9 protein-coding genes are annotated in these 19,143 nt (G+C 66.1%); 4 read left to right on the top strand and 5 right to left on the bottom strand.

What is annotated here, in order from left to right; all coding sequences use genetic code 11:
- The first annotated feature begins 65 nt into the window (after window positions 1–65).
- Window positions 66–2,840, top strand: a complete 2,775-nt coding sequence (locus AC2H4J_RS07130) for a hypothetical protein (protein WP_487464156.1) — start codon at window positions 66–68, stop codon at window positions 2,838–2,840.
- Window positions 2,841–3,212: 372 nt separating this feature from the next.
- Here AC2H4J_RS07130 and AC2H4J_RS07125 read toward each other — a convergent pair whose 3' ends face one another.
- A complete protein-coding gene (locus AC2H4J_RS07125; protein ID WP_487464155.1) occupies window positions 3,213–4,196 on the bottom strand; it encodes a PIN domain-containing protein in 984 nt (327 codons plus the stop codon).
- A gap of 223 nt (window positions 4,197–4,419) precedes the next feature.
- On the opposite strand from AC2H4J_RS07125, the gene AC2H4J_RS07120 reads away from it, so the two are divergent.
- The 3 genes from AC2H4J_RS07120 to AC2H4J_RS07110 all read left to right on the top strand — a co-directional run bounded on the left by AC2H4J_RS07120 (window position 4,420) and on the right by AC2H4J_RS07110 (window position 8,323).
- Window positions 4,420–4,803, top strand: a complete 384-nt coding sequence (locus AC2H4J_RS07120; protein WP_487464154.1) for a hypothetical protein — start codon at window positions 4,420–4,422, stop codon at window positions 4,801–4,803.
- Window positions 4,804–4,892: 89 nt separating this feature from the next.
- Window positions 4,893–6,353, top strand: a complete 1,461-nt coding sequence (locus AC2H4J_RS07115) for an ATP-binding protein (RefSeq protein ID WP_487464153.1) — start codon at window positions 4,893–4,895, stop codon at window positions 6,351–6,353.
- Complete coding sequence (locus AC2H4J_RS07110; RefSeq protein ID WP_487464152.1) at window positions 6,350–8,323, top strand: Druantia anti-phage system protein DruA; 1,974 nt, start codon at window positions 6,350–6,352, stop codon at window positions 8,321–8,323. The genes AC2H4J_RS07115 and AC2H4J_RS07110 overlap by 4 nt, the downstream gene beginning before the upstream one ends.
- Here AC2H4J_RS07110 and AC2H4J_RS07105 read toward each other — a convergent pair.
- Genes AC2H4J_RS07105 through AC2H4J_RS07090 form a run of 4 tightly spaced genes read right to left on the bottom strand, consistent with a single transcriptional unit; the run spans window position 8,320 to window position 19,092 of the window.
- Window positions 8,320–9,579, bottom strand: coding sequence for a PD-(D/E)XK nuclease family protein (locus AC2H4J_RS07105; RefSeq protein ID WP_487464151.1), 1,260 nt, complete (start codon window positions 9,577–9,579; stop codon window positions 8,320–8,322). The two genes, AC2H4J_RS07110 and AC2H4J_RS07105, sit on opposite strands and share 4 nt — an antisense overlap.
- A complete protein-coding gene (locus AC2H4J_RS07100; protein ID WP_487464150.1) occupies window positions 9,576–15,143 on the bottom strand; it encodes a DEAD/DEAH box helicase in 5,568 nt (1,855 codons plus the stop codon). Before AC2H4J_RS07100 ends, AC2H4J_RS07105 begins: the two co-directional genes overlap by 4 nt.
- Window positions 15,140–16,216, bottom strand: coding sequence for a hypothetical protein (locus tag AC2H4J_RS07095; protein WP_487464149.1), 1,077 nt, complete (start codon window positions 16,214–16,216; stop codon window positions 15,140–15,142). The genes AC2H4J_RS07100 and AC2H4J_RS07095 overlap by 4 nt, the downstream gene beginning before the upstream one ends.
- Before the next feature lie 11 nt (window positions 16,217–16,227).
- A complete protein-coding gene (locus AC2H4J_RS07090; protein ID WP_487464148.1) occupies window positions 16,228–19,092 on the bottom strand; it encodes a hypothetical protein in 2,865 nt (954 codons plus the stop codon).
- Between the last annotated feature and the right edge of the window lie 51 nt (window positions 19,093–19,143).

The raw sequence follows: 19,143 nt of genomic DNA, 5'->3' as shown, positions 1-19,143 counted from the left end.
CTACTTCGCTGTAAGCGAAGTAGAGTGGTGGTCGTGTCTGGGTCCCTAGTACGTCAGGTACGCCGGTGAGCCCGGCGCCCGCGGCACGGGCGGCCCCGACCGCGCCCCGGGTGCCCAGCGCCGCAGCCACGCCGGTGGTGCGCGGCGTGCGGTTCACCGCCGACGCCGATCCGCGGCTGGCCGCCCTGGTGACGGCAGGGCACCCGGTGCTGCTGGTCGCCCGGTGGAGCGACTCGGGTGGCCGCCCGGCGGTGCGCCACGCGGTCAAGCAGCTCTACGCTGCCGCCCGCGGGCTGGCCGCACACGGGGTGCAGGTCGCCCATCTACTGCCCGGCGACCCCGCGGAGCTCGAGGCCGAGGTCCGCGCCGACATGATCGCCCTGCCGAGCACGAGCCTCGACGACCGGCCGTTCGAGAACCGGTTCTTCTTCACCGATGACCACCGCGCCGCCGGCCTGCTGATCGCCGTCTCGGTGGGCAGCGGCCGCAAGGTGGACACCACATCGCTGCACCAGCCCGCGGTGTGGCGGACCGCGGAGCTGATCCGCCACGAACAGCCGGGCGTCGTCTACGCCTCGGAAATCTCCCGGCTAGGGCGGTCGGCGGCGGCCTTCGGCCCGATTCCGCTGACCCTGGAGACGCTGCAGAAGCGCTATGCCCGCGCCGGGGACGCCGGCCCCTGGGTGGGTGATGAGCACGGCAACTGCGACGAGGTCGGCGGGCTGCCGCTGCAGCCCTACACCGCCGCGGTCGGCAGCCGGATGCTCAAGCTCGCCGGCCGGGCCGAGACCGAGGCGATCGCGATCTCGGGACGGAACCGGCGGGGCAAGGAGACGGCCACCCCGGATTGCCTGGTCGCCGGCCGCGCCGCCTTCGGCTGGGAGTTCACTCCCCCACCCGGGTTCGCCACGGCAGTGTTGATGGATCCGGCCACCGGCCGGCGGGGCAACAACCTGCTCTACCTGGACACCGCGACGTGCCGGCCGACTGCTTCCGAGGTGGCGCTGCGGCTGCCGGTGGTGCTCGACGAAGTCGGCGAGCCGGTGGACCAGGCCGCCAACGTGGCCTGGCTGCTCGACCACCTGGGCCGGCCAGGGTTCGACCTCGCCGCCTGCGCCGACATGCTGGTCGCCCGCGGCTACTCCACGCCCGGGCTGCGCCGGACCCACGGCGCGACAGCCGCCTGGCCCCGGCACGATCCGTCCGGCCGCAGCCTGGCCGGCAAGATCGTGCACACGGTGGTGCGGCACCTTGAGGTCTACGAGACCGGACTGTGGACCATCGAGCGCACCGACATGACCCCGATCCGCATCGAGCAGATGCTGCCGGAGTCGGGACGCTGGCTCACCGCCGAGCGCGCCGACGCGATCCGCGGCTACCTCGCCGAGCTCGCCTCCACCCGCCCCCGGCCGCGGGTGGCCACCTTCAGCGGCCATCCGGCCCGGGTGGGCGATGAACCGGTGCGGCTGTGGGCACGTCGCCGCCCGGACGGGGAGGTCGTATACATGCTGCGCGCACCGCAGGCGCGCCGCGCACCCGAGCGGCTGCGGGCCGCCCCCCTGCCGCCGATTCCGGCCCGAGAGCTGGCCGCCTCCCTCGCCGAGGGGCTGGCCACCGCCGCCGACCACCTGCTCCCCCTGGTCGATGCCACGGCCACCGCCCGCGTCGAACGCCAGGCCGGCGAGCTGGCCCGGCTCGAACAGCGGCGGGCGGCCCTGGAGGAGGGCAACCGGCGACGGCTGCTGCAGCTGGACGCCGCTGAGCGGACGTTCGAGCCCAGCACGACGGTGCGGCGGCGGCTGTCGGCCAGCTACGACCGCGACGAGAAGCTCATCACCGAGCTCACCGCTCAGCTCAACGGGCTGCAGCGACAGATCGCCGGCGAGGTAGCCAGCACCGCGGGCATGCCGGTCGACGGGTTGCTGCGGTTCGTAGCCAGCCTGCGCGATCCCTACGCCGACACCTACCGTCCGGCGCTGCGCGCGGCGTTGTCCGAGCTGCGGATTACCGCCGTGCACGAGCCCAGTCAACGCGCCGCGGTCGCGGTCGCTTGGTCCGGGCAGCTGGTGCTGCACGACGGCGGCGAGTCCTATGCGGCGCCGATCACCGGTCGGTCCGGGCGCCGGGCAGATCAGCGCCCGGCTCGCACGGCACGCGTGCAGTCCGCGGTCGCCGCGCTCCGCGCCGGCAGCATCCTGTCCGACGTCGACCTCGACTGGCGGCGGCTGCTGCCCGCGGTCCGCGCCGCACTCGCTGTCGAGGGGGTGTTCCACCTCGGCTCGGTGACCGATCCGCGGCTGCTGCGCCTCGGCATGGCCGTCGTCCACCCCGAGCCGGGCCGCGGCCGGCCTGCCGTCGTCGTCGACGGGGCGCCGACGTTGACCGCTGTGCCGTTGTCCGCGGCCGGGCTCCGGAGACTTGCCGGCACAACCGGCGAACCGCTGGTTCTGCTGCAGCGGCTGGCCGCGCTCTACACCCGGTCCGGCCGGCGCACCCGCTGGCTGCACGCCGAGGCGTCGACGATCGCCGAACTGCACGCGGCCGCACTCGACCGTGGTGGCCGGCTGGACCGGGCCACTGTGCACCGGATGGGTTTCGACAACCTGTGGGACCCGCGCGACCAACTGCGGCGCAGCCCGTATGCCGGCGGCTGGGACCTCACCGACCCAGACGTGCTGCGGTTGCTGCCGTGCCCGCACTGCGGGCACGCAACCGTGTGGCCGTCCCGGCTTCGCGAAGTCGAGGGTCCGATCTGCGACTTCTGCCACCACGACCGGTCCGACGTCGCATGGCCGACCGATCCCTATGACCGCTACACCCACCCCCGGTCCGGGGCCTGACTTCGCACCGTCCCGCCATCGCCGGCATTGAACACGCCGGCGACGGTCCGGTTCGGCATCCGGCAGCCGGAGGCGTCCCGGCGACGGTGAACCACCCTCGCGATGCGCGACACCAAGGATCGTCATGGTCGACCGGTCGCGGAGGGCTTCACCTGACACCGCGACCGCCATGAAGTAGGCCGGTCAACTGACTAAAGACCCACCTGCTAGGCGCTCTGCGGCCGCGGGCCCCGGATGTCCTCCCGATTAAGCGTGTTCCCTGGCGCAGATCCCTGCAACGTCCGCGGCGTCATGTGACAAGCATCGGACACCGACGAATGCTTGAGTGGCTGCGCCGAAGCACGGTCTTCGACAAGGAAGGATGATCTGGCCCTAGGGCTCGCAGGTAAATGCCAGAAGGTGCGCGTGAATCTCATCCAGGGCCGTGCGGTCGACGCCGTTGAGGCGCACGGAGCGGGCGAATTTAAACGGGGCATCCTTGGCCATCTCATTAAGGGTGCCGTCGTACCTCCGATCAGCAGTGAGGAAGACATCGCAGTTGGGCAGGTAGCTCGCGTGCTGGGCATCGATCCCGCTGCTGCGCGTGATTTTCGCGTCGGTTTGGTAGCGCTGGGCAGTGAAAGCAAGCCAATGATGCGGGACGCGGGACGCCTCGACCTCGTGGAACCAGAACTCCGCCCAGGATCGGGGGTCGATGGCGCGCGCGTCTACGTACGCCCCTAGCCAGTCGGCAATGGTCCTAGTCGTGCCGTTGGACCGGACGGGATGGCGGAGCTCATCGAGCGCTGCGGAGAACGACCCCCATCCCTCGTCTCGCCAGGCCTCCAGACCTGGAGGATCAGGCCAAAGATCCAAGACCCAGCCGGGTCCACTGGCAGGCTTGGGCAGGTAGCGCGGCCGAGATGCCTTCTCGCCTCTGTCAGCCGCGATCGCTTTGTTGTGAACCTGCAGCCGATACACCTCTTCGTGGTCCATAGTGGGCAGATCACGTGTCGCCACCACAAACGCGGGCCAGTTCTTACGTGCGGACCGCCAGACCTCGAGCGTCCACTTTCGGTGGTTCCGTCGCCATTCGCTGAGAATTGGGGTGGCGCGCAACCAGTCGGGGTGCAGCCTGCGGATCTCGTCGATCAAGTCTGCGCACGACAACTCCGCCTCGGAGGGCAGCTGCACCCGGTGCCCGCTCAGAATCGCCTGGACATCCCTGCGCGAAGCCTCGACGTTGGATGACCTGGCCAACTCGAGAAGGATGCTGGGTGCCACCACGATCTCGGCTCCATGCTCTCGCACGCAGTCGTAGAGGGCCGGACCACCTCCGGTTCGACCCAAGGCTGACCAGATGTTGGTGTCGAGCATGACCCGGAGGGGTCGACGGGACCGTGTCTGCTCCCCCACTGCTGTCCTTACGTCGTTTGAGCCTGGGACTTGTGGATCAGTCGGCACCGAGGCCTCGTAACTCAAGGCGAACAGTGTGGGCCCGCGCTCAGGAGCGAGACCGAGGGCTGGCTCCCCCCGGGCCCGCATCCTGCGAGCACCCTCCGCCAGTACGCCCCCACAGGCGGTGGGGAATCCTTCTTCCGTGGCCACCGCACAGTCCTCCGCCGAAGCGAGCGTGATCCTCGAACGACTGCACGGTCGCGCTATAGCTCAGCTTCAAGTGCTTGGCATCAACTCGCTGAAGTCCGTCTCTCCGATGCCTGATGCCGTTGTGGGCGAGGTGGTGACGGCGACGGAGACGTCAGACCGCCTCGTCAGGATCCACACCGCAACTCTCTCGATCTCTTGCGATCTGCAGAGGACGGGGCGGCTGGTGTGGTTGGACAGCGCCGAACCGTACCGGCTGGCCGCAGGCGCCAGTCGCCCGACCGTGCGGCTCCTTCTGGACGACGGATGCGGCCTCGACCTGATCGAACCCGCCAAGACCAAACGGATCACCGTGGCGCTCGCCCGGGCTACCGGATGACCTGATTCGGTCAGTGATGCCGCTTCCCCAGGCGGTCTCCGCCGAGCTACCTTGAAGCCAAGGGCTGGGACGATGACGCGGGAGGGATCATGGGCCGGCAGACGCGCTATGTAGGTGACCTACTCGTCCCCGCGAACTTCATCCGTGCGGTGCGAGAGTCGGGGTACGTCAGCCTCGCAACAGCGCTTGCGGAGTTGATCGACAACGCCCTGCAAGCTTCGGCAACCAGCATCGCAATCACCGTCAGGCGCACCTCGAAGGACGCCTTGCCCGAGATCTGCGTCGAGGACAACGGCTCCGGCATGACGCGAGCGCAGCTTGAGGCGAGCCTCCGGTTCGGCGGCTCATCAAGATTCGGTGGGCGTGACTCGTTCGGCCGGTTCGGCATGGGCTTGCCAGCCGCTTCCCTCAGCCAGGCGCGACGCGTTCAGGTCACCGCGTGGCGGGCCGGTCAGCCGCCACTTCAGGTGGAACTCGACGTCGATGAGATCGCCAGCGGTGGCAACCCCGACCTGCGGGCCCGTCGGGCTACGCCTGCGACTACGGCGTCGGGTTGCTCGGTGGTCTGGCAGCGCTGCGACCGGATCGGGTATCGGCGCCTGGCATGGTTGGAACGCGCCCTGCGGCGCGACCTTGGCCGCATGTATCGCCGGTTCCTGCTGGCCGGCGTGACTCTCACCGTCAACGGCGTCAGCGTCGCACCCGTTGATCCGTTGCTCCTGACGACGATGGTGGCCGGCCGCACGGCAACCCTTGCGTTTGACCCCCTCCGCTACGAGGTCGCCGCTGTGTCGGGTGACACGTCGTGGGTGCAGGTCCGCTTCGCCGTACTCCCAGTGCACGAGTGGCATCATCTTGACAACATGACGAAGCGACGCCTCGGCATCGTGGGTGGAGGGGGCGTCTCCGTCCTGCGCGCTGGCCGCGAGATCTCTTACGGCTGGCACCTCATGGGAGCCAAGCGCAAAGAAAACTACGACGACTGGTGGCGTTGCGAAATAGAGTTCGAGCCGGTCCTTGATGAACACTTCGGCATTACAATGAGCAAGCAAGGGATCCGGCCCTCGATCCAATTGCGCGAGGCAATCGAACCTGCACTCGAGTCGGTCGCCCGACTCCTGAACAATCGCGTTCGACAGGCGTTCGAAGACGTCAAGTTTCAGGCATCTACCCAAGTTGCCTGCCGGATCGCAGAAGCCGCTGACCCGCAGCTTCCGGTCTTCCGATCGAGAGGTAAGGACATAGGGAGCGGTGGGCTCAACTATCGGATCTCGTCGCAGCAGCTCCCTGCCGAAATCATGTTCAGCACCAACCTTCAGCACCGCAAGCTTGAGGTGACGCTGAACGTCGACCATCCCGCCTTCGAAGCGTTGTACCGCCCCCTGCAGACGTCGGCGGATGAGTCAGCCACTGATTTGCGGACCGCCATCGAGCTTTTCCTACTTGCGTTTGCGCGCACCACCGCGTTGCTCAGTGCAGATCACCGCGTGGCCGACGAACTGGTATCCGTCTGGAGTAGCACCTACGGACGGATGCTCCAAAAATTATGACCGATTCCAAGTTCCTACCTTTGGGACTGCCTAAGGGAGCCTCCCTTCGCGAGCGTCAGGGGTTCAAGCGCCTCTGCACTCTGCTCGCCGCCAGTGCCCATGGTGGCGATGCCATCGGAGACCACGAGCGATGGACCGCGGCCGCGGATCTTGGCGACCTGTATGGGCAGCCCCTGCTCGCCGCGGCTGCCCACACCGCGATCGACCTCGTCGACCAAGGCTGGGGGGTGCAGGTCGACAAGCTGGGGGCTCTGTTTGCCCCGCCACTCGCCCATGGGGACCGGGAGAACGAGAAGGCGCGCATCCAGCGTCAGGAGCACCTGCGGCGCGATGAGCAGCTCCGGAAGCCGAGCGTTCGTCGCTTTATTGAGCGCATGGAACGCGTCCACCCTCGCGGTGAGCGACTGGTGTCAGTTTTCGACCTCATGCGCGATGGACGTGAACTCGCGGATGCGTTGACAGCCAACGGCACTCCCAACGGCGTCATCAAGCCGTACGTGCAGATTGTTGACTCATCGACCTGCGAGCTCACGGGGTTCCGGCTTCAAGACATCTGGCGGTACTTTCGCCATACCTGGACGAACGCCTATTCCACGGTGCCCGGTCGATCCATGGCGATCCTGGTCCGGGACGCTGCGACCGAGTATCACGCGGTCATCGGTCTCGCCGCCATCTCCAGCCCAGTCGTTCAGATTGCCGAGCGTGATCGGTGGATGGGCTGGGACACGGATCAGTTCATCGACAGTGTCCGGGCCAGGCCCACGCAACTGATCGCCGACTGGGTTGCTCGAAGGATTGCGACGCAGATGGACGAGATCTATGTCGATGATCTGCTGCTCGATGGGGTCCTTCAGCCGACCGACCTGACCCAGCCGACCTCCGACGCAATCGCCCGCTTGCTGGCCGACGCCGAACGTCACCGTCAACGCCATCACCGGGCCGGAGCGATCCGTGAGGTCCGAAACATCGAGACGGATGCATGGGTAGAGCGGGCCGAGACAGACCTCTTCCGGAGCAAGCGGGCAGCATCGCTAGCGGAAGTGTTGGAGACGGCCCGTTTGCTCGGCGGCTACCTGTCCCCGACGCCGTCCGTCGAGGGTCTCACCAAGGCACTGGAAGATACGCGCGCTCGGTCGCAGTTGCGTCGCGTGATCCGACGTGCTCGTGGTGAGCGAGTAGGGACCGTGGTCGCCGACCTCACCGTGTGCGGAGCGGTGGCCCCCTACAACTCGCTGACTGCAGGCAAGTTGGTCGGGGCACTCGCGGTGTCGCCGAAGGTGCTCGGCGCGTATAGGGCGAAGTACACCCGGCCCAGCGAGATCGCGTCTGCGATGGCTGGTCGCCCCATCGTCCGGGAAGCACGCCTGTCGTTCATCGGAACGACGTCGCTCTACGGAACGGGTTCGAGCCAGTACAACCGGCTGTTCTGGCCGGCCGACGTCATGGGGGGCGCGGCCGACACTCGGATGGGCTTCTACGAACTCGGTCGTTCTCGGTCCTTCGGTAGCTCTCATTTCTCTGATGAGACGGTCGAGGCGCTTGTCCGACTCTCAACCCTGAGCGGCAGTCTGGTCCGAGTCAACAGCCTGTTCGGAGAAGGCGTAAGCCCGCGACTTCGGAAGGTCCGCCTGGGACTTGCCGCGCTCGGGTGGCCCACCAACGAATTGCTGCAGCACGGTCGCGAGCGCATCCTCTACGGCGTTCCACTCGTCAGAAGCTTGCGGAACTACTCGCTGGGCGTCGAGACGGATCCGGACTACTTGTTGGACCCGGACCTGGACCAGACCGACACGCGCGTCGCCAACTGGTGGCTTCACCGGTGGTGCCGCCACAGAGCCGAGCAGGTCAGGGTCCTGGAGGCGATGCGGGCGCATCGCCTGGTGCGCCCCGTGAAGCACGGAGCCCGCGTGCCGCTGCCCGCGGACGATGAAGAGCCGTCGGACACGATCGAGATCCCCGACGCCGGCTAAGGGAGCGACGCACTCTTGTCGGTAACGATGAAGACCTCTGACGAGGCCGACATTGCGCCGACGAGGGCGTCCACCTCGGGGTCATCGTCCAGCCGGACGCCCAACACGCGGATCTGCTTGCCGGTGGGGAGGGCGGTCAATGAAGACGTGGTCCGCATCAGAAGCTCGCGTCGTTTCGTCCGACGACTCATCATCCACCAGCTTCGCGGACCGTTCTGTTGACCAACAACTCCCTGGTAGTCGAACCAGCCGCCGGGTGACACAGTGTCCGGCGCCGGGGCGACCTCCTCCCAGTACTCCCCGCAGAGATGGCGGACCGGGCAGAACCCGCAATTCTCAGGCCCCGTGACCGCCGTCGGCATCTGAGTGGCAATCGCAGCGTCAGCGCCCTCGATGCGCGCCTTGTAGGCCTCGCGGAGCGCTTGTAGCTGGTCCTCCGCTGGCGCAGGAACCGTCAGCTCGTGACCCGGATAGGCGGCGGTAAGGGCGGTTGCTCTCCGCCCGCTCGGGTTCACGTCTCGGTCTAGGTCCCACAACAGCGCATAGGCGTGCAACTGGTCCAAGTGGCTTGGATCCTCGGCCCCAGTCTTGTAGTCCGTGATCCGGACGGCGTCGCCAGCGATGGTCAACAGGTCGACGCGCCCGGTCAACCGCAGCGCGTCGGCCGTGAGCGTGAGCTCCGGGTGCGCGCCCACGCCGACCGGTCGTCGCGGTTCGACCGATCGGGGCTCAGCACCGCCGTTCTTGCAAGTCGCCGGGCCGCTCGACTGGCCGGAAGCTGGCAGTTCCGTTCGAGCCAGATAGCCCTGAATCTGGGCGCGAGCGTCTGGCAAGCGGTCACGAAGTTCGACCCCCAAACGCCTCCTGCGATCGCCGCCCAGGCGCGGGTTGTCATCCAGCCGAGCCAAACGCTCCCTCAAGGCCTGCTCGGCTACGGCAGTGATCCCGCCTAGCTCGCGGAGGACCTGGACCGCCCCCGCTGCACGCGTGGACTCGCACCCCGCGGCAACAAGCGCCTTTACGATCGTCTCAAGTGCCTCGTGAACAATGTCCCCGAACAGCGCAGCTCTGACCGGTAGGGGCGGATATCCCGCGCGCGCCCACAACGAGGGGTACTTCGCCCGCGTAAGCATCCACCGCCGTGGACAGGCCGCGACCTCCTTGAGGGACGAGTAACTCCACAATTCAGGAGGCTGCGGCCAAATCCCCGAGGATGCTTCCACGCCAGGGTCGAACTCGAGCCCGCTCTCCCTCACGTCAGCGAATCCCGGACCATCTGACTGGCATGCGGAAGATTGCGGGCGATCACGATGTCATCGATCAGGCGGACCGGCACGCTGCCGAACTCCTTAGCGTCCCGCAGGCCGTCGCTCTGGGCGACATCAGGTGTGAGCGGGCCGTGGATGCCAAAGATCCACTGTTGGTTGCCCTTCCGCGCAAGGATCGGCGCTATAACCGACCCTATCCCGTCGATCTCCACCTCTCCCTTGCGCTCAAATGTCACGCCTTCGATTCCGTGGCTAACCAAGTCCTCGAAAAGCTTATTTGCCGATCGATCGAGACGATCCGCATCGAGCTGCGGTGGAGTGCCGTGGACCAGGTAGCGCAGCAAACTGGCACCCACGTGCCGGTCAAGCAGGCCGTGCTCGAACCGGTTACGGAAGCTGCGGAGGCAGCGGTAACACGACTCGTCGCATCCGGCCGGACATTCCTCAAGCAGGGCCAAAGCCTGCTCGAAGATTTCCAGACCGAAGTCCTTCACCCGCCGTGTGAAGCCGGCGCCACCCGCGAGCGTGTCGTAAAGATAGATCTCTGCCTCAAGCCCTTCGCTGCCCATTGGCGTCAACGCCGGTCGGTACTCCGCCTGGAGTTCGGTCGCTTCGATGTCGAGCCGCCGAGTCGCCGCAATTGTCAGCCCTTCAGCCACCGTGCGGAGGGCGATGTGCGTCGACAGGAACGCCGGGCGCAACGTGACGGGTGCGGCCACACTGAGTCGCACCAGCAAGACATCGGAGATGAAATCCGTGCCGAGGACCAGACCCCGTGTTGAGGCTGAGCCGGGGCAACTCTGTTCCTTCTCATCCGGGTACGGCTTTTGATGTGTCCCGACGACCACGGCCGAGGCTGTCGCGGTCGGCTCGATCAGCCCGCACAGCGTGCAGTAGGTGTATCCCTCGTTGCGCGGGCCGGTGTTGGTGACCAGCAGAGTCTCGCGTCGATAGGTCTGTTCGAGGCGGTTAGTAACGTGCTGCCATGCGGAGTCCTCCGTCGGACCTGGCGCCATGAGCTTCGCCCGTGTCGCATAGCTGCGCGCCGGGGCGTCGTCAGGGCTCGTGCCAGGAGCCACCTTGGCGCGGTGCGCAAAGCCCGGCGGTCGGATCCAGTTCTTGGCCTTGCCGAACATCTCCGCAGCCCCACAGGCCGGGCAGTCGCGTGCCTCGCCACGCTCGGCCTCCGCGTACGAGAAATGCTTAGCGTAGTGGCAGACCTGGCACTCGAAGTAGAGCAGCTTGGCCCGCCAAGCCTCGAATCGCTCCTTCTGGACAGGTGCGTAAATCGCGCCGGACGTCCACTCCTTGTTGTCGATCCATACCACCTTGCCGGGGGCGTACTGGCTAAGCGCGACCGGTAGGCCCTGACTCGGCGCGTACAGAAACTCAGCTCTGAACGGCGTCGATCGATCGATGTCAAAGACGTGAAATGCGACCACGTCCGTGGGGAAGGCATAGCGAGGTAGAACACCCTTGTAGAGCAGACGATCGAGCAGGTTGGTCTGGCTCCGCTGAGCGCTCGGGTCCTCTGCGCCATCCTCGGCCGGCCCCTCGGCCTCAACCTCTTCGGACTCGGGTTCTGAGTCACCTTCTGCTGGCTCAGGCAGGCTACCGTCGACGTCGAGATCGAGCGCCTTATCGATGTCGTGGATCGTCCTGGTCACGATGCCAGCCAACAGCCTGTCTCGATCGGAGTCGCTCAACTCGCTGGGCAGCCACGACAAGATTTCTGCCCGAAGCGCAGCCTCGTTCCCCTTCAACCAGTCCTCAATATCGGAGCGGTTCAACGGCGACGTCGTACCGACGAACGCCTCGACAGTGCCGAGTACCTCGAACAGTTGCGGCTGCAAGTCCGGCTCAATCGTGGGCAGGCGGTCCTGGTGGTAGCGCTGCAACAGGTAGGCAGTTACGTGACGCCGCGCAATCTCGTCGTTGTCCATAGTCAGGACCGGATCGTCGACCTTCCCGCGGATCATGAGATCCGGTTGACGGAAATAGTGATCGTCGTGTGTATCGGCACTTCCGAAGGCGAGAACGGTGGCGACGGCGTTGCCCCGACGGCCAGCCCGACCTGCTCGTTGCTGGTAATTGGCACGTGACGGCGGCATGTTGCGGAGCGCGACGCCGGACAGGCTGCCGATGTCGATACCGACCTCCATAGTGGTCGTGCATGACAGCACGTCGATGGCTGCGCGCTCCTGCTGACCAGGACCTGGCAAACCCAGGTCGACGTCTTGGAAAAGGAGTTCGTGTTCCTCAGCCTTGGAGAACACGTCGTCGGAATGGGACGCGTTCAACTGCGCCGTGTGCTCGGCCGCAATGATGCTCATCGGCGACTCCGGCGGATCGGCCAGTGCCCGGACGGCGCTGGCGCGGTAGTAGCCCTTGCGCGCCTGGAAGACCGCATCCTCTTCGGGATCCAACGTCCGCACACGCTCGGCACCACAGTTGACGCAACGAGTTGTCCCCGGGAACGGTCGTTGCGTGAACCGGCAGCGCTCGCAGTACCCCCACAGGCCCCCCAACTCCAGGGCAATGTTCCGAGCTGACAGCCGGTACTTGCCCCCCACCCCCTCACAAAACGTCCCCAGGAGGACCGGGAGCCAGTCCTGGGCGAACTTCTTGCGAGCCGGGGCGGAGCCCAGCCAGGATTCAATCGGCTTGAACTTTCCGGCGTGGGGCTTCACACCACCCCTGGTCTTCCACCAGTCATCGGTCATGGCTGAGAACCACACGCCGCGATTGCTGGTGGTCCACTGGGCAAGCCAGAGCCGTGCGAGAGCCTGCTTGGTTTCCTCCGTAGCCGCGACACCGTCAATGTCGGGCAGCTTGGCCAGCAGCGGCCCGGCAAGGTTGGCCCGTTCCCGAATCGACGCCAGCCCCAGCGACGCGAACCCGTAGTACCGGTCGGTGAGGGTCGCGTACATCGCCCGTAGCAGGGACTGCGGCGGCGGATCCGTGATCTCGGACAGCTGCCAAAGCTCGGCCGCATTCCCGTCCAGAGCGCCGTTCTCGAGCGACTTGGCGACCTCAACGAGGGCCTGGAGAGACTCGGCCGGAGCCAGTTCGGGGCGGAGCCGGACCGCGAGTAGTCGGGCCCCAACCATGGCTGCGAGGTACATGCGCTCCAGGCTGAGGGACGGTGCGAGGACGGCTTGCTTCGACAACTCCTGCCATCCACGGAGGACGACGGGCCGGATTACGTCGCGCATGGAGTAGTCCTGCAGATTCGGCGCAAGCCGGGCCGCAACCTGACGTGAGTCGGAGAACGCGAGCACCTTGCGGCCCCGAAGCGGTGCGAAGTCTGAGTACTCCTGAGCCCCGGCGGGCTGTACTTCCAGCTGACGTGTCACCAAGGCTTGGAACGGTTGGTCGCCCTTGGTTTGGTGATCCTGCACCGAGGAGCGGCCAAACCCGGCGCGCTGGCCGCACACCCCGCAAGGCGTGAACTGGCCGTTGGCCTGCGCCTCATCTTCGTCCTCGTCTTGGTCCCCCAGAATCGCCTCGCCGGCACGGGGTGTCGGCAGGAAGACGACACGAGTGCGCTTCCCGAGTTCGGCCGGGTTCAGCCGTCCAGTGATGAGGTCGATATCGGCAGGCTCAACGTTGTTCTCAGCCGGATCCTCGAGCAGTAGATCGAGCGGCTGCAGCTCCGGAATGGAACCCGAAGCGGCCTGAAACGCTCCCCCCTGCTCATTCCAGAGAAAGGTGGGCTCGATGACGTCATCGGTGTACGTCCGCGCATACGCGGAGCCGCAGTGTCGACAGGTGTAGAACTCGAACACGCGCGCCCCACAGCCACAGGTGGCCTGCGGCTGGGCATAGAGCGCGCCCACCGGGGCGACCACCGGGTGGGTCGTGCGATCCACCTCGGTGCAGTCCGGATCGATACACGCCCACAGGCCGGGCAGCCCCCGAAAAAACGCGTGAACCCGACAGGGAAGGAGTCCAGCGTCGTCCGCGGAGCGCCGCGCCGAGCTGCCTAGGGCAACTAAGGCCGAGACTGCTCGGTCTGCCAGTTCCTTCCCCACCGACGGGAAGATCATCGAGCCCAACTCGTCGACCGGTTGCGCCCGCTTCATGGTCTCATTTACGAGCAGACTCATCGGTCCGAAGGCGCTCAGGGCTTCATGCAACGCCGGTCCCACCGAAGAGCCCGCGGGCGGAGTCACCCCGCGATAGTCGAGGAACTCGCGGACCGCCTCCACCCTTGCCTCGTCGCCGGCCGCATCGTAGAACTCCGACATCGGCACGGCGGCCAAGACCGCCGCGTCCTCAGCGCTGCCGGTCGCCTCGTGGGCACGGAAGGCCAGCTGCCCCTCGACCGTCCTGAAGTCACTCTCGGACTTACCGGTCAACTGCGCGGCGAATTGCCGCGCGTACTCCGAGCTAGCGAAGCTCGCACTCGTACAGATCACCTGCAGGCGGTCACTCGATATGCCGAGTCGGGCGCGCAGGCGCCGCAGCAGGAGCGCGACCTCGGCTCCAGCTGCTCCCCGATACAGGTGAGCCTCGTCGATGATGAGCGAAAATTTCTGATGGGGATTGCTGGCAAGCCAGGCGCGGGTGGCATCGAACACCGGGCGCTCGAGCGGCCGCATGAGCATGTACTCGAGCATCGAGTAGTTCGTGATGAGGACATCCGGTGGAGCGCTCAGCACCTCATGACGTGTGAGGAGTTCGGGATCCTCAGGTCGCATGACGGCACGTACGAACTCGCCGTCCTTGTTCTTCCAGCGACTTCCGCTCGTGCCGTACCAGGCCTTGAGATCTGGCTTGGCCGGCCACTTGCCCCGGACCTTCAGCTTGTCGATGAGTGCAACAGCGTCGTCGTGCCACGGCGATGTTGGATCGGCCGCTTGGTCGAGGAGTTGCACGTAGAACTTTTCGATAGAGCGGAGCCGCTCTTGATCCTTCTCGACCTTCCTCACGCCGGGGTAGAGCGTCCGGCTCGTGTAACGGGCGAACCGCGCGGGGCGGCCGGCCCAGGCCGTGAACTGGGTAGTGACACGTGGATCGCCGAGCAGCAGGCGTAGGCGACCGAGTTGGTCGTTCACCAACGCGTTCATCGGATACAGAATGAGCGCCCTGACGGCTGGAGCGTCGAACGAGCCGGGCTCGTGCGCTGCCTCTGCCGCCAGCTTGGCCAGCATGGGCAGGAGGAAGGACTCGGTCTTACCGGACCCAGTACCGGTGGTCACTGCAAGACTTAGGCCGTCGCGCGACGTCCACTCGAGCGACTGCGCCTGATGTGTGTACGGCGGGTCGTACAACAGCGGCGACACGTCTCCCTGTCGGGTCGTCAGGCTGCCGAAGAGCTTCTGCACCTCCGGATCAAGTTCGAGATCAGAGAACCGTCGGTCAGTCGTGTAGCGCGGCGTGCTCTCAATGAAGGGGGCCCGGAACAGCACCCCCTCCTGCTCCAGGCACACACGGCGCTGGTCGATCAGGGTTGGGTGCCCGACGTGGTACGTCGCCTCGATGTAGTCGCGCAGCGCCGCCTGAATCTTGGTGATCGTCTCCGCAATGGTGGGCGCTTGCGCCGTCACTCTGTTCCTCCTTCATTCGAGGCCTGCATCCAGAGCATCTCGGTGAGAAACGCCGTGAGCTCAGGCATCGCGCGGCCTGGCACGCGATACGAGAACAACGATCCGTGCGAGCGCGGGACCGACACGCCGACAAGTTCCAGATACCTCTCCGCCCAGCTGGGGACGGGCGAAAAAATGTCCACGAGTTCCTCCTCACCCGGCCCTGAGGGGGCCCGTGTGTGGAAGATCTGGGGCTGGCCGCGCTCATCGTCGAGAGCCGCCTGCAGCCGCCAGGCCTCGTCCCGACCCGGTGCCGGGGCGTCACCGAGCGGCAGGTCGACCAAGGCCTGCGGGTCGCCCCCTTGGATGCGCACGAAGCACCACAAGTCCGCGCCGTATGCCTGCGGACGCCGCGCAACGAAGTCTCCGACGTCGCTTGATGCTGGCGCCCTCCACCGCCCTCGGTAGTACCTCACCGGGCTGCTTGAATCAATCAAGGTCAGCCCGTCCACCCGGCCAGCCGGACCGGACTCCGCCAATCGTCGGCGGTATTCGTCCAGCAAGCCGGCCGACGAAAGCGCCCGCGGATGCATAAGCCACTGTTCGCGTGAGATCTCGTGCAGCCCCTCGGCCTTGAGTCGCTCATGCGCCGTGTGGACTGACAGTTGGATGGTCCGCGTGTGGGTGACGTGAAGCACCTGAGACCCCAAGGCGTCACTCACCAGCGGCGCACCGAACGGACGGACGCCGAGCAGCAGGTATCCCCCGGGTTGCTTCGTCACGTACGAGGGTGGCCCAAGGAAGAGCAACCTCGCCGCGCGCTGCGCGCGGAGGGGCAGTTCCAGGAGATCGCCCGTAGAGATCAACAAGTCGAGCTGATCCATCAGATCATCGCGGGACGGAGTGACATCAAGGGCGAGCGGTCCGACCGCTTCAAGCACTGCGTCAACGATCTGGCGGGGAGTGGCGGGACAGAGGAACGACGCAGCCCTCCGCAACGAGGCACATAGTCCCTCGGCTGACAGAAGGTCGACCGCGTTCTCGTCCATCCCCAGCGCCTTGACGGCCAGTTCGGCCGCCTCTGCAGCTGACAACCGCCCGACTCTCACCGGGCGTCTCCCACGGAAGGATCCCTGATGTCAGCTTTGAGCGCTTCGGTGCCGAGGACCGCAAAACGTGCGGCGCGGACCAGGACTGGCGAGGTCAAGATGCGCTGCAGCAAGTCATCTCGAACCGAAGGCTCCCAGCCTGCGAGGCGTCCCGGACTCCGGACCAAGGATAGAAGGAATCGCGCCGCGAGACGCGAGTCCAGAATGCCACTGTTCGCGGCCGCGCCAGCGATCGTCGTGGCAAAACCGGATTGAAGCGAATCGGCCGACTCCGACCATCGCCACAGGCGATCGGCGACCTCCCTCGCGAGTGTCTTCTGACTAGGGGAATCTCCCACCAATGCCTGCATTTCCTCGAGGTGATCAAGCGGGTCTGCGCCCTCGAGCCTGCGCTCGAGACGTGCCCAGTTGTTCCCCGCGATTCCCGACACGAGAGCGCGTGTGATCGCATCCAGAGCTACCCCCTGTTGGTATCTGGCGAATGGGTCGGCTGGCAACTCCGCAGACGCCCAGTCGCGGTGTGCCTTAAGCAGGCGCACGACCTCGAGCAGAGTCCTGGCACTCATTTGGACGGACGGGCGGGCACTCCCCACCGCCAGGAGCCTGTTCGGATCGGGAGGGAGGATGACTGACGCCTCGACGAGGCCAGCGGTCGCTCGGAGCAAGCCACCTCGGGGCGGTGCCTCCGGCTCCGTGCCGAATCCGTACGGACGTCCGCTGAGCGGCGACTCCACCGGGAAGAAGATCACCTGAGTGCCCTCACCGTCTGTCCGGTCGATGAGGTGGGCCGCATGTCCTCCGCCGTGACGCTTAACGACACGCCACCGGAGGGCACGAAATCCCCGCTCGCAGACCAGGGCGGCGAACCCGATCCCCGCCCGAGATACAGCCACCTCGCACGACTCGGCTTCGTCGTAGCAACTCTGGAGATCGGGACCACGGAGTTCGCGCTTGGCGAACCGGAGCCAAGCGTCTGTGCTCATCGGGAGGTCGACGCGACGGCGGATCCGAGCCAACTCGTCGCCTTCGGCACCGCGCAACGTCAGCGAGAGATGCGCAGTTGTTTGTGGAGGTCCGTCGATTGCGAGGGCAGCGCGTTCGTCCCATAGCTCGGCCAAGCTCGGCCGACCGGGGGACGAGCGCAGGCGTATACCCTCCCCGAGCGTCGCGCTCTGCGGGCGAACTTCAGGATCCCGGATGGTGACCAACAGGGACCCGCTTGACAGAGGTCGATCTCCGGTCGACACGAGGGTGGCGGTGACCTCATGCGTGCCCATCGTGAGATCTTCGAGGGCAACGAACAACTCCGACTGCCGGTCAGGCCACGCAACGACGTACGCGTCGCTGTCGACTGTTATGACGCATTTGTCTGGTTCCCGCTCAGCACGAACTCCTATCATTGCCGGCTCGCCTGCAAGCCACTCGACGGCGCCCTCCCCGTCCCAGAAACTGGCCACCACGCCAATCGGTCTCACGGCGACGCCGACCAGGACCGAGATGCCGGCCGCGACCAGTTCTGCGGATTCTCTCTCGGGCAAGATCTGCGGAACTGTCAACTCATAAGCCCGCACGCCATTGACATGAATGTTCGTCACCTGGAGCCAGGACAGATCCGGAGGTTCGAGTTCGACGTCCCCGACCAACACGTACGAACGCCCGGGGCGAACGAACTTGCCCTTCACCTCAACTGCGGGGCCGGCCTCCCTTCGTCGAAACAGCCACCACGGGCCAGGACTCACCATGCACTGATCGGCGATGAGTCCGTTAACCGCGCGGGATCCGCGTTCCAGCTGGATAAATGGCGCTTCCGGCCACGGCCAGGAGCTGAATCGGACTTCCTGCCCCGGATAGACGAGTCGTCCAGTCGCCAGCATCCGACCGTCGACGCCGGCGATCCGTGCCCGGGCCGTCCGGAGTTCCTCGTAGACATTCGGCAGACGTCCGTGGAGCGAGCTGAGATCAGGGAGTTGGGCGTAGGCCTGCCAGCCGCCGTCCCCGCGACGCAGAATCAGTTTGGGATCGGTGGGCGCCGGAAGTCGCTCCTTCCGCGGCGACGAGGACCCGTCCGCTGGATTAGGACGAAAGCCGCTCAACCGCACACGGCTGGCCGACTGCTTCGCGCGGGTTAGCCACACCCGAGTTTCGTGCTCGCTGGACAGACCATCCACTAGGCGAAGGAGGGTCGAGCGCACGAGGTATGGCGACTCTTCGTCATCGCCCGACAGTAGGGCGGCGGCCACCCGACCAAGCAGGGTCGTGTTCCCGCAGAAGATGCGGAACCGCTCTGTATATCCGGCCGTCCGAGACGCGAGCCTCATGCCGAGGGCATCAGGGTCACCCAACAGGCTCGTCGTCAGGCCCGTACGAAATTCGTACAAGAGTTGGGCCAGCTGGCGCTGCAGGTAGGTAGGCAAGACAGCGTGTGTGATGGGCCAGGAGATGATCGAGAAGTTGTTCGCGAAGGCGCCAGTGGGTACCGCCCCGCCGTACTCGGCAGCGAACTTGACGAACCACGCCTTGATGCGCTGACGGTCGCCGTGCGTCCGCCACGAGGGCGTTGAGGCCTCGAAGCTCGGCCAGTACTCATCCCCGACGTAGTCGTACCCCGACTCCGCCGCATAGACGACGAACGGTAGCCACCACATCCGGGCGCGCGCGTTGAATCCTTGGGCTACCGAAGCGCGAACATTGGTCTTCAACAGCTCGAGATCGGTCGCGCTCAGGTCATGCTCCAGCGCAAAGACCGGTGTCGTGGGCTCTAGCTGCTGACGAATGTCATTGAGCCGTCGGAAGTGGACATCCAGCTTGCCGTGAAAGTACTGCAGGATCTCGACAGTCCCACCTCTTCCAACCTCCTCCACGCTGGTGCCACCTCCCTCTCGCAAGCTCCGACCGGTCGAGCCTTACTTGGC

Source organism: Blastococcus sp. OS1-29 (genome assembly GCF_057628075.1).
This window is presented reverse-complemented; position numbering and strand designations above follow the sequence as displayed.